The sequence below is a fragment of the Marinobacter sp. genome (genome assembly GCF_046484525.1).
Lineage (GTDB): Bacteria > Pseudomonadota > Gammaproteobacteria > Pseudomonadales > Oleiphilaceae > Marinobacter.
On the sequence record NZ_JAWOIS010000023.1, the window covers coordinates 1 to 14,638 of the forward strand.

Genomic DNA, 14,638 nt, shown 5'->3' on the forward strand with positions numbered 1-14,638 from the left:
TTTTTTTTTTTTTTTTTTTTTTTTGAATTTTATATATGTTGAAAATCTAAATTAAGGAGTTGGTGTTGAAGGATTACGAAACGCATTTTATTGATCATACTCTGAGTGAGTTAGGCGATAGTCCCGGGGAATTGAAATGTTTGGCAGAAAGGCTCTGTTCTATTTACATCAAAAAAACACAATCCGAACCGCGTAGCGTGAGGAGCGTGCAACAGGGTTTTTATCAGATTTTATGTAATCTCTACTATGTGTTCTTGTTGAGTAATCGATCAGAACACTGGTGCGTTGCATATTCAAGGAATAAGAATGATTATCGAAGCCGAAAGCCCGGTTACAACATAATTATCAAGGTAATAGATTGGCTTGACGATAATGAGTACTGTGACCAAATTAAAGGCTTCCAGGATAGAACGACAGGTGTGCGAAGGTTGAGTCGCTTACGGTATTCGGAGAGCCTCAGATGTACTTTCGAGGCTATGGGCAAGAAGGTTTCCGTTGGCAGCCGAACCAATCACTTGATTAGGGTGAAGACGGCGAAGGATAAGGCTCTCTATCCGGATGATGAAGCGGTGAGGGCGGTTTTTGGTCAGAAAATTGGTGGGCACGCCAGCTGTCTTGAGAAAATGACGCGAATCAATCAAGTTCGTAGGCAGCACACGGTCACGCATCGTAACCAGAACTTGCCAGTCAATGATCTGTATCGAGTTTTCAATGACGATGGTTTCGGCTCAGGTGGGCGCTTTTATGGCGAGTTCATCCAAAACCAGCCAAAGAGTGTTCGGACAAGGATAATGATTGAAGAAGAGTGCGTTTCCGAGTTGGATTACAGCGGACTGCATCCCCGCATTCTTTACGATGTGCGCGATATTGAAATGAATGGTGATCCGTACACTATCGAGGGCTTTGATCGGGGGGTTGTAAAACAAGCATTTCAGCGAGTGATTAATAATCCAACTAAGGGGCTAGCCAAAAATTCCATTCGAAGAATGTTGGAGGGGAAGGGGGCATTTGATAAGAATGATCCTGAAAGGATTCTTGATGGGATATTGGAAAAGCATAGGGAGGTTATCGATTTCAACGACAACGGAGTGTGTTTAGGTTCCCGGTTGCAGCGAATTGACAGTGAAATTGCGTTGGAAGTCATGTACCACTTCGCCAGAAAAAACATTGTCTGTATTGGTGTTCATGATTCGTTTCTTGTTCAAGGAAAGTATGAAAATGAACTGAGGGAGGTTATGGAAGAGAAGTATCAGGAAGTGTTGATTAGGGAGTTTGTGAAACAGTACGAAAGGGATAGCGGTAAGGCGTGTGCACAAAACGTGTGGGGTAAGCTGAAGTTTTCTCCGGTTATCAAGTGAACCATCGGTCAGTTTATCCAGTTTGTGATGACTGGTGATTGGCTGAACGAATGCGACCTGCTCACTCGTTATGTTCTCACTGGCGGGACAAATATTTCCGTAATTTGTCAACGTCTGGTATGGGCGGCCAAACCGTTGACGCCGTTTTGGCGAGACTGCTGAAGTTGGAATAATCCGATTGTTGAGACCGGTTGGCATGACCCAAATACGCGTCCTGCAGGTCCTGTCGTTTTTCTGCCTCTCGCCACAAACCTATAACATGATGTCGAAAACCATGTGCGGGGCGTACAGTGGACCTTATTCCTTGCTCCTGTCCTAGCATCTTCAGTTTGCGGCTAAACCTGTTTGCCTTGTTTCCAGTTGTATCCCATAGGGAAGTGAAGAGTGGCTCTTTTGCCGGCTTTGTGGCGTATTCTATGAACCCGAGGTCTTTGAGAAAGGGGTGAATTGGCACTTTACGGATACTGGAATAATTTTTTACCGTTCGCCCGCGAGAGTGGTCCTCACGTATGCTCAGAGCCTCGGTTTGGTCATCTTTCACCAAATCTTCTCCAACCATGGGGGCCACTTCTCCAAGCCGCGCCCCAGTCAAGTAAAGAACCAGCATGCACCAAGTCTCGTCAACCGATAGAGCCCTCAGAATGTCGTCAGATGTTAATAGCCTCTCGATCTCCTCCTTGGTGTATTCAAAGGCTTCTCCCCGAAGCTGTGTCTGAGAATTCGGCACCATAGGCATTGGATTGAAGACGTTGTATTTCGTCTGTAGTTCTTGATCTGCAAACGCAAGAACCGCTGCAACTCGCTTCAGAGCGGCTTTGACGCCACTGGCGGTTCTGACGGGGAGATTTTCTTCGCTTGCAATGTCTCGCTGCCGATCGAGTGACAACTGACGAAATTCTTTTGGTTTTAGACCCGACCGTTGCTCAAAATTTGGGATGGTCGTATCGGGGAGTTCGCGAAGTGCATCTCGAAACGTTAACGCATGCTCTCGCGTCAGCATTGATAGCCGGATGTCTCCAGCGTGCTGAATGAGCTTCAGGAAGTCGCTGCGGTAGGTTGCCACCTTGCCTCGGTCTTTGGGGTTGTCTGAGGCGCTGTAGAGGGCTTCAAATCGTTTCCAAATGTCCTTTAGCGTCGGTGTTTCTGTGTTTCCGACGGTCGCGCTCAGCAGATGAGATTCGACCGGATCGCGTCCTTCAATCAGGAGGGCTTTCTCCGCCAATAAAACGAGTAGGTTATGGTACTTCGCACTCTTGTGGTTGAGGGCAATGCCGTGGTGTAGGAGTAGGGAGCGAGCATCCATGCCCAGTGCTTTCTCCAGCTTGTCCAAGCTGTTGGCTTGAGGGCAGGAATCTAAATTAAGAAATGACGGTGACTTTCTTGGTCCCCCCGGCAATTGGTGCAGAGAGAGTGGGGATATTGGATCACCGGAATCGGCACCTGACCTCGCAAGGGAATACCATTCGTCCGCCAGCTTCTGTAGCTGAAGGTCGGTAATCTCCTCAGTGCCCAAAAGTTGCGCTCTAGCGTTGGCAATTTGCCGCTCAACGCATGCGCTGATCTGGTGATACCGGCTTCGTGCGGTTGCAGGATCAGCAGTCTGGAAACTGTATTTGATCTCGCGTTTGCCGAAACAGGGACGCAACTCTGCCGGAATAACTTTCCGGTAGAACAGGTTGGAGCTTTCAGGACGTCGATGGAGGCTAGATTTAATGCGTAGGACAGTCACTTTTTGTACCAGTCTTTTGTACCAGTTCAGTATTGAACGAAGACCGTAAGTAACTGTTTTCGGGGTAACTCGTTGAAAATAAAGCTTCCCGGGCTGCCGTTATCGGATGTTGCCCTTGAACCCAGAGTTCAAGGTCGGTGGCCGCTGTGACATATTAGGCTTTCCCCTGTCGGGGACGTGCTCACAATGCCCTGAAGTAGCCACCTGGGTAGTGCGCATCGGCTCGAGGACGTATCCGACTATCCCGAACAGCCCAGGAAGTTGGTCTCATTATACGGGCAGGTCCGGGGCCAATTGCAACACCTGATCCGGAATCAGTGCCCGGTATTTTCCCCGAGGGCATCATCGAGCTTGCTGTCCATGGCCTTGAGAATCGAGCTGGTGGCGCCGGACATGGAATCCTGCTCCAGCAGCTCGTGGGTGATGTTCAGCGCAGCCATCACGGCAATGCGTTCAACGCCAAACACCTTACCGCTGGAACGGATTTCCCGCATTTTGTGGTCCAGGTGCCTGGCGGCGCGAATCAGGGCTTCTTGCTCTTCTTCCGGGCAGGCAACCAGGTATTCCTTGTCGAGAATCTTCACCTCAACGGTGGTGGATTGCTGAGACATCAGTGGTGCTCCAGTGCCCGCAGGCGGCCGATCATGGCTTCGATCTTGTTTTTGGCAAGATCGTTCTTGTGTACCAGCTGGGCCCGCTCCCGGTTCCAGTCGTCCTGGAGTTCCCGCAGCATGGCGTTATCCCGCTCCAGTTTCTGACAGCGTTCGATCAGCTTGTCCAGCTTGTCCGCTAATGCCTGTACTTCGGACTGTTCCATGGCGTGCCCAACATCGGTTGTTATGAATGCAAATAACTATAAGTGTGGATGCTAAGTCGGTCAATTTACAGGGTTGTCACAGCCTCCCGGGCGTGACGCCGATCACTGCTTGCCGATCTCCCCGAGCCCCTGGGTACGTGTCCTTCGCCAGGTGGCGAACGCCGGCAGCAGGCCGACCAGCGCGGCAGCTACCGGTACGGTCGCCAAGAGTGCCCATTCCGTCGCGTTCAGGGGCCTGAGCGTCAGGGTGATCCCGTAGTTGTCCAGTAACCAGGGTGCAATGCCCGTGAGCAGGGCAGCTCCCACGGCCAGTGCGAGCAGGCAGGAGACCAGCGCCAGGGCAACACATTCGATCATCTGCAGGGAGGCCACCAGCCCCGTTGAGGCCCCGGTGGCCCGGAGGACCGCTATCTCATGGGCCCGCTGGGTCTGCAGGGTCAGCAGTACCGCCACCAGTCCCACCAGGCTGGTAATGACCACGAAGCCGGTGATGCCCAGCAGGGCTTTTTCGAACTGCCCCATCAGGCGCCACAGCTCGCTCAGCGCAACGCCCGGGAGAATGGCGGACAGGGGTTCCTCCGCAGACTGGTTCAGTGCCCGTTGGAGCTGAAAGGTGAGCACCGGAGACTTCAGCCCCACATAGGCGGCCGTAATGGCATCCGGGGTAAAGGTCATCCCCTGGGCTCTTTCCGGGGTAAGGGTTCGCCCCGGGAGCGCCACGCCGGATTCCCAGCCCACATGCATGGCCTCCATGCCTTCCAGACTGATGTACACCGCCTGGTCAACCGGGGTGCCGGTGGCCTCCAGAATGCCGGTGATCCGGAACGGGGAGTCTTCGTGGTTGGAGAAGCTGGTCCTGCCGCCGCCGTGGGACAGGATCACCTCCTCGCCGGGCTGGTGCCCGAGCTCCCGGGCCACGCCTGCACCGAGCACGACGTGGAACACGTCGCTGAACCATTCGCCCTCGCCCAACCTGACCGGCTGTTCCTGGCCATAACGGAAGTGTTCGGGGAAGTTGCGGTCCGTGGCTACCACCCGGTAGCCACGGTAACTGTCACCCAACGAGATGGGAATCAGCCAGTCAATTCGTTGGTCTTCCTGCAGTTTCTGGAAGGTGGACCAGCGGATGTTGTTGGTGGCATCGCCGATGTGGAACACGGTGTACAGCAGCAGGTTCAGCTGGCCGCTGCGGGCTCCGACGATGAGATCGGTACCGCTGATCGTGCTGGTGAACGATTGCCGGATTTCGGTGCGCAGGTACTGGATGCCCAGCAGCAGGCTGATACTCAGGGTGAGGGTCAGGCACACCAGGGTCAGGACTCGCCGCCGGTGCCAGAGGCTCGCCAGGGCGAGGGAAAACGCCAGCCCGGTTTTCATGACTCATCTCCCAGGTGGACCTGGTGATGGAAATGGTGGCTCAGGCTGCGGTCATGGCTGACAAAAACCACTGAGGCGCCCCGTTCGTCGGCCAGGCCGAGCAACAGATCCAGGAAACGGTCCCGGTTGTCGGAATCCAGTGCGGACGTTGGCTCGTCCGCGAGGATAATGCCGGGGCTGCCCATCAGTGCCCGGGCCGCGGCAATCCGTTGCTGCTGACCGATGGAAAGGCGGGTGACCTTGCGATGCCAGTGATCCTCGGGGATGGCCAGCATCCTGAGCAGCTCTTCGGCAGCGGAGTCGGGGTTGGGCCGTGTTTGTTCAAGTCGAACGCGGGACAGGCGGCAGGGCAGGGTAACGTTCGCCAGTGCGCTCAGGTAGGGCACCAGGTTGAACTGCTGGAAAATTACGCCGACATGGTCGGCCCGGAACCGGTCCCGGGGGCCGGAACCCAAGTGCTGCAGTTCGGAACCGAGAACGCTGACGGATCCGGAGTGGGGCACCTGCATGCCGGACAGCAGGCTCAACAGCGTGCTTTTGCCGCTGCCGCTGGCGCCTTGCAGGAACAGGTGTTCCCCGCGCGGGATGGTCAGGTCCGGAAACCGAATTATGGGTTGAGACGCTGCCCATCGGAAGCAAAGGTCCCGGGCCTGTAGGGCAAGTTCCCCGTCCTTAGCCCGGTTGTGACGGGTTTCTGTCGTGCTGGTCATGTTGGTGATCGTTGTCCCCGGTGTATGATACCTGCTGGTCCGGAATCTGAACCCCAGGAGTAACCTTGTTGACGTTCCACGCCTTTCCTTCGTATCGTCTTGCCAGCCTGGCCCTGGCGGCCTTGCTCGGATTCGCCTCCGTCTCCTCCGCGACCGCAGAGCCCCGGGAGATCGACTGGCTTGAACTCATGCCTGCCGAGGATCTGGCGCTGCTGGAAAATATGCCAGAAGTCGAGCACGAGGGCGACGGCCCCACCATCCTGCCCGATGAAATCATGACCGGACGCGTGGTGCCGGAGATGGGTGACGTGGACGGGCGGATTCCCGGCTTTGTCGTGCCCCTGAAAACCACCAACGACATGAAGATCCTCGAGTTCTTCCTGGTTCCCTACTATGGCGCCTGCATCCATGTGCCGCCGCCCCCGCCCAACCAGATTATCCACGTGAAATACAAGGAGGGCTTCTATATCGAGGCCCTGTATGACCCGGTATGGATCGAAGGTACCCTGCTGATCGAGCGCACCGAGAACGAGATAGGCACCTCATCCTACTCCATGGTGGCCAGGAGCGTGACGCCCTACACAGAGTAGGTTATTGCTGCAATTCGATGGCTTGTTCGCCATGCTCCAGGCGTAATGCGCCCTGTGCCATGGCGCCGGCCCACTGCACGTCCAGGTGCTCAAGGCGTTCAAGCCGGGTTGTCAGCGGGGTGGTCAGGGTATCGGCATCCTGCACGCCGGGGCACGCCAGCGTCTGGGTGACTTCAAAGACCGAATGACCGCCGCCGTGATCCCCGCGCTCGTCTTCTTTGCCCTCGTGTGCCTGGCCACTGTGATGCACATCCGAGCCGATCACGGCGCAGGTGCTGTCCGGGGTATCGATCAACGGTGTTCCGGCAAACCAGTCGTTGGCTTCCTTCAGCGCCTGATTCTGTGCTTCGGTTCTGGCTTCGTGTTCGAAGCCCACCACATTGTAGGCGGGTGAGACAAACATCACCTCTAACTGGTTGCCGTCAACCGCAAACGACAGTTCTGCGTGACCATGCTGGTGGGCGCCGGGGTTCTCGCTGGAAGTGGCTGCGCTGGCGAGGAGGGTCAGTGGTAGCAATAGCAATTGGTACCCGGATCGTTTCATCATGCTCTCCAGTAAGTATGTTATGTTATAACATATTGTGATTGCCCGGCAGCAAAAGCAAGTGGCAAGTGCCTTGGTGTCGCCTGAATGCTAGGATAGGAACTCCATTCAACAAAACAGGATTGTCTTGGTTCATGTCCGAATCCGACACTTCTTCCGGCGCCGCCCGCGCTGCAGAATTCGAACGCTGGGCCAACGTCTTTACCGCCCACCAGGCCTTCAGTCACCCCTCGGAACTCCACGGCGCACTGTGTGGTCGGCTTGCAGCCGGTTCCCGTATCCAGGAACCTGAATGGCTGAATATGGTGTGCGAGCACATGGGGCTCCCGGAAGACGCAGCTGAAGAATCCGATGACCTGGCGCCCTTCATGAATAAAGCCTACGAGCAGACCCTGGCGCTCCTGCAATCAGCCGACATGAGCTTCCATCCTTTGTTACCGGATGACGAATACGCCATTGAACAGCGGCTCGAAGCGCTGGTGGCGTGGGTGCGCGGTTTCCTCGAGGGCATGGCCCTGACCGCCGGAGAATCCCTGGGTCAGGCTCCGGACGAGATCCGCGAGCTGATCGAGGACATGGTGGCGATCAGCCAGCTGTCCGAGGATGAGGAAGCAGACGAGGAAAGCGAGCAACAACTGCTGGAGATTACCGAGTATGTCCGGCTCGGGGCCCTGGCCGTATTTACCGAATTCAACGCCCCGGAGAAGCCGGTCTCCGACTCGCCGACCCTGCACTGAGTCGGTTCCAGAACTATGGGAGAATCTATGTCGTCCATGATACCCGTCAAGGAGTTCGCCGAGCGCCGCCGCAAGCTGATGGAGCGAATGGCGCCGGACAGTATTGCTATCCTGCCAGCGGCCCCGGAGCGGGTGCGCAACCGGGATGTACTCCATCCCTTCCGGCAGGACAGTGACTTCCAGTATCTGACCGGCTTTGGTGAGCCCGAGGCGGTGCTGGCCCTGATTCCCGGTCGTGAACATGGCGAGGCGGTGCTGTTCTGCAAGGAACGCCACCCGGAGAAAGAGCTGTGGGACGGTTTCCTGTGCGGTCCCGAAGGCGCCATCGAGCGGTGTGGCCTGGACGATGCCTTCCCCGTTTCGGACATTGACGACATTCTGCCGGGTATGATTGAGGGGCGCAGCCGGGTCTATTACCCTCTGGGCAAGGACCAGAACTTTGATCACCGGGTCATGGAATGGGTCAAGACCATCCGTAGTAAGGTGCGCACCGGAGCCCATCCCCCTGGCGAGTTTGTCGCCCTGGAGCATCTGCTCCACGACCTGCGTCTGTACAAGAGCGCCAATGAGATCAAGGTGATGGCGAAGGCGGGCAAGATCAGTGCCGAGGCCCACTGCAATGCCATGAAACGGGCGCGTCAGGGTGGTTTTGAATACAATCTGGAAGCCACCCTGATCCACACCTTCATGGAGCATGGTGCCCGGTCCACGGCTTATCCCTCCATCGTGGGCAGTGGCACCAATGGCTGCATCCTGCATTACATCGAGAACGGTGCGCCCTTGAAGAGCGGTGACCTGGTGCTGATCGATGCCGGCTGTGAGCTGGAATGCTACGCGTCGGACATTACCAGGACCTTCCCGGTCAGCGGCAAGTTCAGTCCGGAACAGCGAGCCCTGTATGAGGTGGTACTGGCGGCCCAGTACGAGGCCATTGAAGCCGTACGGCCCGGCAACCACTGGAATCATGCCCATGAGGCGGCACTCAGAGTGCTCACCCGGGGGTTGATCGACCTCGGCCTGTTGTCCGGAGACGTGGATGAGGCCATCGAGAAGGAAGCCTACAAGCCGTTCTTCATGCATCGCACTGGCCACTGGCTGGGCCTGGATGTGCATGACGTGGGGGACTACCGGATTGGTGAGGCCTGGCGCGAGTTGGAGCCCGGCATGGTCCTGACCGTGGAACCCGGCCTCTACATCGCCCCGGACAACACCGATGTGGACGAAAAATGGCGTGGGATTGGCATCCGCATCGAAGACGACGTGGTAGTAACCAAAGACGGTTGCCGCGTCCTGACCGATGAGGTGCCCAAGACCATTGCCGAGATCGAAGCGTTGATGGCGGACTGACACGGTGAGCGCACCCGAGACTGACCTGATTATCGCGGGCGGCGGCCTGGCCGGCGCGACCCTGGCCTTGGCGCTGGCCCGGGCGGTGCCCGAGCTTCGGGTGACGGTGGTGGAGACCTTTCCTCTGTCCCCGGAGGCGCTGCCGGAGGACTACCAGCCCAGCTATGACGCCCGTTCCACCGCATTGTCATGGGGCTCGAGGCTGATCTTCGAAGAACTGGGACTCTGGCAGTCACTGTCCGAACATGCCACACCGATCCGCCATATCCATGTCTCCGATCGTGGCCACTTCGGGGCCACCAGACTGCATGCGGAAGATCATCACCAGCAAGCCCTGGGCTATGTGGCCGACAACCGCTGGATGGGGTTGTGCCTGATGCGGGCGTTGCTCGATACCGGTGTGCAGTGGCAGGCGCCGGCGGAAGTTGTGGACATGACACCGACACCGGATGGCGTGGACGTTTTGATCCGCAAGGACGGCCAGGCGCAGTCACTGACCGGGCAATGCCTGGTGGTTGCCGATGGTGGCCGTTCTGGCCTGCGGGAGAAGCTTGGCTTTGTCACCCGCACCGAAAATTACGGGCAGAATGCGCTGATTGCCAATGTTTCTACCAGTGAATCCCACCGGTTTACAGCCTATGAACGGTTTACCGGGGACGGTCCGATGGCGCTTTTGCCCCATGGCTCATCCCTAAAGGCGGAAAACCAGTCGGCCCTGGTGTGGACCCTGACCGATGAGGCCTTGGGGGAGGTGCTGGGGTTGTCGGACGAGCAGAGGTGCCGGCGTTTGCAGGATCGGTTCGGCTGGCGGCTGGGACGGTTTGGCCGAATGGGCCATTGTAGCCACTATCCGCTCAAGCTGACGACGGTCGACGAGCCTGTACGACCGGGTGTGGCGTTGGTGGGCAATGCCGCCCATGCCCTGCATCCGGTGGCGGGGCAGGGCTTCAACCTGGCTCTCAGAGGATTGGTGACTCTGGTGGAACAGTTCCGGCGGGCGGTTAATGAGGGCTGTTCGATCGGTGAGTTGTCGGTGCTCGGTGAATATCAACGACGCCATCGCCGGGACTGGGAGCAGACGGTTCAGTTCTCGGACTCCCTGATCCGGATTTTCGGGCAGTCCCTGTTGCCCGTTGCCACGGCACGGGATGCCGGACTGGTCGGACTCGATCTGGTGCCTGGCGCCAAACGCTGGTTTGCCCGCAAGGCCATGGGCATCGGCGGCCGCAGGCCCGTTGTTCCGTCAGTCTCCCCAACTGCGAGCGAGGATGCCCGCCATGACCAGTAATGCTGACGCCCGGTCCTTCGATATTGTCATCGTTGGTGGTGGCATGATCGGATCGGCTCTGGCACTGGGTCTGTCCCGCCAGGGCTGGCAGGTCGGTCTGGTCGAAGGTGCCCCAAGGGAGGCGCTGCTGGAGGCCCCTGAGCCGGCCTCAACGGTGGAAGATTTTGAGCCCCGGGTCAGTGCCATCTCCACGGCCAGCCAGCGTCTGCTGGAAGAGCTGGAGGCCTGGTCCGGCGTGACCGAAAGCCGCCACTGCGGCTACCGGGAAATGATCGTGTGGGATGGTGACGGCACCGGCCGGATTCATTTCGATGCCGCCGAACTGCATGCCCGGGCGCTGGGCACCATCGTCGAGAACCGGAACCTCGTCCGGGCCCTGTTCCGGGAACTCCTGGCCAGTGACGTGACCCTGTTTGACGGAGTCCGGGTCCGGGGCTGGTCGAGGACGGAAGGCGTTGAACTGGAGGACGGGCGCCAGCTGGAAGCCCGGCTGGTAATCGGGGCCGATGGCGCAAACTCGCGCTTACGTCAGTGGGCGGGCATGCCGACCCGGGAATGGGATTACGACCAGCAGGCAATCGTCTGCACCGTGCGGACGGCCCAAAGCCACCGCTACACCGCCTGGCAGCGATTCTCTCCCAGTGGTCCGCTTGCCTTTCTGCCGTTGCTGAACGAACATCTGGACGACCGGTTCTGTTCCATTGTCTGGTCCCAGGACACCCCCGAAGCTCGCCGCCTGATGGCCCTCGGTGATGATGACTTCCGGCAGGAATTGGAGCGGGCCATCGAAGGTGAGCTGGGGAGTGTGACAGCGATTTCGCGCCGTTTTGCCTTCCCTCTGCGTCAGCGCCATGCCAAGGATTATGTGGCCGATGGTCTGGCCTTGGTGGGTGACGCGGCCCATACCATCCACCCCCTGGCAGGCCAGGGCGCTAATTTGGGATACGGGGATGTGCGGGCACTCCTCGACGAAATGAAACGGGCGAAGGCGCTTGATCTTGCCCCGGATGACGAACTGGTTCTGGCCCGCTACCAGCGCCGTCGGAAAGGTGAGAACCTGACCATGATGGCGGCCATGGAGGGCTTCAAGCAATTGTTCGCCCGGGATGAGTTGCCCCTGCGCTGGCTTCGCAACGCCGGCATGCGCTGGCTGGACCGGCTTGGACCGGTCAAGAACCGCATAGCTGCCGAGGCCATGGGCCTCGTTGATTAACCTATAGACCGACCAAACCTAAGGGATGACCCATGGCAGGAAGCAGTCTGCTCGCATTGATCGACGACATCGCCACCATCCTCGACGATGTCTCCCTCATGACCAAGGCCGCCACCAAGAAAACCGCGGGGGTTCTGGGGGATGACCTGGCGCTCAATGCCCAGCAGGTCACCGGTGTGAAGCCGGCCCGGGAGTTGCCGGTAGTCTGGGCAGTCGCCAAGGGCTCTTTTATCAACAAGGCGATCCTGGTACCGGCCGCTGTGGCCATCAGCTTCTTTGTGCCCTGGCTGGTGACCCCGTTGCTGATGCTTGGTGGGGCGTTTCTGTGTTTCGAGGGCTTCGAGAAACTGGCCCACAAGTTCCTTCACGGCAAGGAGGATGACGCCCACAAGCAGGAACTGCACGAGGCCCTGAAAAATCCGGCTGTTGACCTGAAGGCGCTGGAAAAGGACAAGATCAAGGGCGCGATACGCACCGATTTCATCCTGTCGGCCGAAATCATCGCCATCACCCTCGGTACCGTCACCGGGCAAGGCATCGGTATGCAGTTCCTGGTGCTCACCGTGGTGGCGGTGATGATCACGGTCGGGGTCTATGGCCTGGTGGCCGGCATCGTGAAACTGGACGATGGCGGCCTGTATTTGAGCCAGAAGGACAGTGCCCTGGCCCAGCGCATTGGCGAAGGTATTCTCTGGCTGGCTCCCTACATGATGAAGACCCTGTCGATCCTGGGCACCATCGCCATGTTCCTGGTGGGCGGTGGCATTCTCACCCATGGCCTGCCACCGGTCTACGATGCCATCGACCACTTCTCCGAAGGCTTTGGCGGTATCGGCGCCACCCTGGTGTCTACCCTGGCCGACGGCCTGTTCGGGGTTCTGGCCGGCGCCATCCTGGTCGGAGTGCTGACGCCCCTGATCAACTGGTGGCAGAAACGCGGCGGGGAAGCTGTGAAAGAGTAGGCTCCGGATTACCGGCAGGCGTCAAACAGCCGGCTGACCAGCACCGGAACGGCAGTTTCCACCCGAAGGATTCGGGGGCCGAGATGGACCCCCTGGCAACCCGCTTCCTCCAGCTTGCCCACCTCGTAGGGGGTGAATCCTCCCTCGGGCCCGACACACAGCACGGCCGGTTCATCCAGGTGCACAGGGCAGGGCGTGGGTGTGCCGGGATGGGCCACCAGTGCCCGCTTTCCGGCGAGGATGCCGGGAAGCTCGTCCTCCACGAAGGGCTTGAACAGTTTGCGGATATGAACCGTCGGCATCACTGTATCTCTGGCCTGCTCGAGGCCCAGGGTCAGGTTTTCCCGCAGGTTGTCCCCTGACAGCCAGGGCGTCTGCCAGAAACTTTTCTCCACCTTGTAGCTGTTGATCAGCCAGAGCTCCTTGACGCCGAGGGAGGCGCAGGTCTGGAGTACCCGACGCAACATCTTGGGCCGGGGCATGGCCAGGATCAGGGTGAGCGGTAAAGAAGGTGGTGGTTGCCGGTCCAGCGTTACCCGCAGTTCGGCTTCGGTGCCTGTCAGCCGAACCACCTCGCCGTGTCCCAGTAGGCCCCCAACGCGACCCACGGGAATTCGGTCCCCGGCAGTGACCTTTAGCACGGAATGCAGGTGAGTCAGCCGGCGGCCGGTCAAAACGGCGCGCTCTGGCGTGACAAAATCCTCGTCAAACAGCAGTGCCAGGTTCATTCGCCGGGGAAATCTTCCGGGTCCTCGCTGGCCACCTCACGGCGCGCGAGTCGCCCGAACAGGATGCCGAACTCGAACAGGATCCACATGGGTACCGCGAGCAGGGTCTGGGAGATGATGTCCGGCGGCGTCAGTAACATGCCGATGATGAAACAGCCGACAACCACGTAGGGACGCTTGGCGGCCAGATCATCCGGCGTGGTGGCGCCGGTCAGGATCAGCAGCACCGTGGCGATGGGGATCTCGAACGCCACCCCGAAGGCAAAGAACATCTTGAGCACGAAATTCAGGTAACTGCTGATGTCCGGCAGTTCCACAATGCCCTCGGGTCCGATGGCGGTAAAGAACCCGAACACAAGTGGAAACACCACGTAATAGGCAAACGCGGCGCCGGCATAGAACAGGATTACCGAGGTGAACAGCAACGGAAACGCCAGGCGCTTCTCGTGGGCATACAACCCCGGGGCGATGAAGCTCCAGAGCTGATAAAGGATGATGGGGATCGCGGCAAAGACCGAGAGCACCAGCGCCAGCTTCAGCGGAGCGAAGAAGGGCGAGGTGACGTCGGTGGCGATCATGCTCTGGCCAACCGGTAACAGTGATCGGATCGGTTCGCTGAGCCAAAGATACAGTTCGTTGGCAAAGGGATAGATCGCGGCGAAACAGATCACCACGGCCAGCACCATTTTCAACAGACGGTTACGCAGCTCGAGCAGGTGCTCTATCAGTGGCATTTCCGGTTGTTCGGGATGGATCTGGTTGCCGTCTGGCTGTTGGGTCATGAACGGTTATCCGACGGGCCTGATTGGGTCTCGCGTTCACCGGAGGATTCGCTGGACGGTTCCGGTGTCTTATTGTTCTGGCTGTTTGCGCCGGAGGAGTCTGTTTCCTCGACGTCACCTGCCATACGGCGTGTTGCCGGCGCGGGCCTGGGCTTGCGGGTTTCGTCGTCGGACAGGATCATGTGCTCGTACTTCTTGGCCTCATCCAGAGCCCCCCGCACGGTTTTCTGCACATCATCCAGGCCGACATCGCCCGCTTTGCGGAGTTCTTCGCGCAGCTCCTCGGCTTTCAGTTGCCGGTCAAGCTCGGAACTGAACTGCCCGACCATACGGCGTGCCGCACCCACCCAGCGCCCGGCAGCCCGGGCGGCCGTGGGGAGCCGTTCGGGGCCAAGCACCAAAAGCGCAATAACGCCGCAGATCAGCAGCTCAAGGAAGCCGATATCGAACATTCAG

16 protein-coding genes and 1 other RNA gene are annotated in these 14,638 nt (G+C 58.6%); 7 read left to right on the plus strand and 10 right to left on the minus strand.

All coding sequences use genetic code 11. The features are described 5' to 3' along the window. The first annotated feature begins 65 nt into the window (after window positions 1-65). Window positions 66-1,358 carry a hypothetical protein gene (locus tag R6W86_RS05360; protein ID WP_410328352.1) on the plus strand — a complete coding sequence of 431 codons (1,293 nt, stop codon included), beginning with the start codon at window positions 66-68 and terminating at the stop codon, window positions 1,356-1,358. A gap of 76 nt (window positions 1,359-1,434) precedes the next feature. Here the strand turns inward: R6W86_RS05360 and R6W86_RS05365 are convergent, their stop codons facing one another. The 6 genes from R6W86_RS05365 to R6W86_RS05390 all read right to left on the minus strand — a co-directional run bounded on the left by R6W86_RS05365 (window position 1,435) and on the right by R6W86_RS05390 (window position 5,991). Next, complete coding sequence (locus R6W86_RS05365; protein ID WP_410328353.1) at window positions 1,435-3,087, minus strand: DUF6538 domain-containing protein; 1,653 nt, start codon at window positions 3,085-3,087, stop codon at window positions 1,435-1,437. A gap of 81 nt (window positions 3,088-3,168) precedes the next feature. Then, window positions 3,169-3,350, minus strand: a non-coding RNA gene (ssrS, locus tag R6W86_RS05370) — 6S RNA. Window positions 3,351-3,401: 51 nt separating this feature from the next. Then, window positions 3,402-3,698, minus strand: coding sequence for a cell division protein ZapA (locus R6W86_RS05375; RefSeq protein WP_410328354.1), 297 nt, complete (start codon window positions 3,696-3,698; stop codon window positions 3,402-3,404). Further along, a complete protein-coding gene (locus R6W86_RS05380) occupies window positions 3,698-3,904 on the minus strand; it encodes a TIGR02449 family protein (protein WP_092003681.1) in 207 nt (68 codons plus the stop codon). Before R6W86_RS05380 ends, R6W86_RS05375 begins: the two co-directional genes overlap by 1 nt. Before the next feature lie 102 nt (window positions 3,905-4,006). Further along, window positions 4,007-5,281 carry an ABC transporter permease gene (locus R6W86_RS05385; RefSeq protein ID WP_410328355.1) on the minus strand — a complete coding sequence of 425 codons (1,275 nt, stop codon included), beginning with the start codon at window positions 5,279-5,281 and terminating at the stop codon, window positions 4,007-4,009. Then, entirely contained in the window at window positions 5,278-5,991 is a 714-nt protein-coding gene (locus tag R6W86_RS05390; RefSeq protein ID WP_410328356.1) for an ABC transporter ATP-binding protein, read from the minus strand. The genes R6W86_RS05385 and R6W86_RS05390 overlap by 4 nt, the downstream gene beginning before the upstream one ends. A gap of 107 nt (window positions 5,992-6,098) precedes the next feature. Here R6W86_RS05390 and R6W86_RS05395 point away from each other — a divergent pair, with 107 nt between their 5' ends. Beyond that, a complete protein-coding gene (locus R6W86_RS05395; protein WP_410328419.1) occupies window positions 6,099-6,581 on the plus strand; it encodes a DUF3299 domain-containing protein in 483 nt (160 codons plus the stop codon). A gap of 1 nt (window position 6,582) precedes the next feature. Here R6W86_RS05395 and R6W86_RS05400 read toward each other — a convergent pair whose 3' ends face one another. Continuing rightward, entirely contained in the window at window positions 6,583-7,125 is a 543-nt protein-coding gene (locus R6W86_RS05400; protein ID WP_410328357.1) for a DUF2796 domain-containing protein, read from the minus strand. Window positions 7,126-7,259: 134 nt separating this feature from the next. Between R6W86_RS05400 and R6W86_RS05405 the strand changes: the two genes are divergently transcribed. From R6W86_RS05405 to R6W86_RS05425, 5 genes are read left to right on the plus strand one after another with little or no spacing between them, the layout of a single operon-like run. Then, window positions 7,260-7,862: a UPF0149 family protein gene (locus tag R6W86_RS05405; protein ID WP_410328358.1), complete on the plus strand. Its 603-nt coding sequence runs from the start codon at window positions 7,260-7,262 to the stop codon at window positions 7,860-7,862. 27 nt (window positions 7,863-7,889) lie between these two features. Beyond that, on the plus strand, window positions 7,890-9,209 hold the full coding sequence (gene pepP / locus R6W86_RS05410; protein ID WP_410328359.1) for a Xaa-Pro aminopeptidase: 1,320 nt from the start codon (window positions 7,890-7,892) through the stop codon (window positions 9,207-9,209). Between the two features lie 4 nt (window positions 9,210-9,213). Continuing rightward, on the plus strand, window positions 9,214-10,497 hold the full coding sequence (gene ubiH / locus R6W86_RS05415) for a 2-octaprenyl-6-methoxyphenyl hydroxylase (protein WP_410328360.1): 1,284 nt from the start codon (window positions 9,214-9,216) through the stop codon (window positions 10,495-10,497). Beyond that, window positions 10,487-11,710, plus strand: coding sequence for a UbiH/UbiF/VisC/COQ6 family ubiquinone biosynthesis hydroxylase (locus R6W86_RS05420; RefSeq protein WP_410328361.1), 1,224 nt, complete (start codon window positions 10,487-10,489; stop codon window positions 11,708-11,710). Before ubiH ends, R6W86_RS05420 begins: the two co-directional genes overlap by 11 nt. Before the next feature lie 32 nt (window positions 11,711-11,742). Next, window positions 11,743-12,672, plus strand: coding sequence for a DUF808 domain-containing protein (locus R6W86_RS05425; protein WP_410328362.1), 930 nt, complete (start codon window positions 11,743-11,745; stop codon window positions 12,670-12,672). Between the two features lie 8 nt (window positions 12,673-12,680). Here the strand turns inward: R6W86_RS05425 and R6W86_RS05430 are convergent, their stop codons facing one another. From R6W86_RS05430 to tatB, 3 genes are read right to left on the minus strand one after another with little or no spacing between them, the layout of a single operon-like run. Beyond that, the gene (locus R6W86_RS05430; RefSeq protein ID WP_410328363.1) at window positions 12,681-13,400 is read right to left on the minus strand and encodes a 16S rRNA (uracil(1498)-N(3))-methyltransferase; all 720 of its coding nucleotides are present in this window, start codon (window positions 13,398-13,400) and stop codon (window positions 12,681-12,683) included. Further along, window positions 13,397-14,182, minus strand: coding sequence for a twin-arginine translocase subunit TatC (gene tatC / locus R6W86_RS05435; RefSeq protein ID WP_410328364.1), 786 nt, complete (start codon window positions 14,180-14,182; stop codon window positions 13,397-13,399). The genes R6W86_RS05430 and tatC overlap by 4 nt, the downstream gene beginning before the upstream one ends. Continuing rightward, the gene (tatB, locus tag R6W86_RS05440; protein ID WP_410328365.1) at window positions 14,179-14,634 is read right to left on the minus strand and encodes a Sec-independent protein translocase protein TatB; all 456 of its coding nucleotides are present in this window, start codon (window positions 14,632-14,634) and stop codon (window positions 14,179-14,181) included. Before tatB ends, tatC begins: the two co-directional genes overlap by 4 nt. Window positions 14,635-14,638 lie beyond the last annotated feature (4 nt).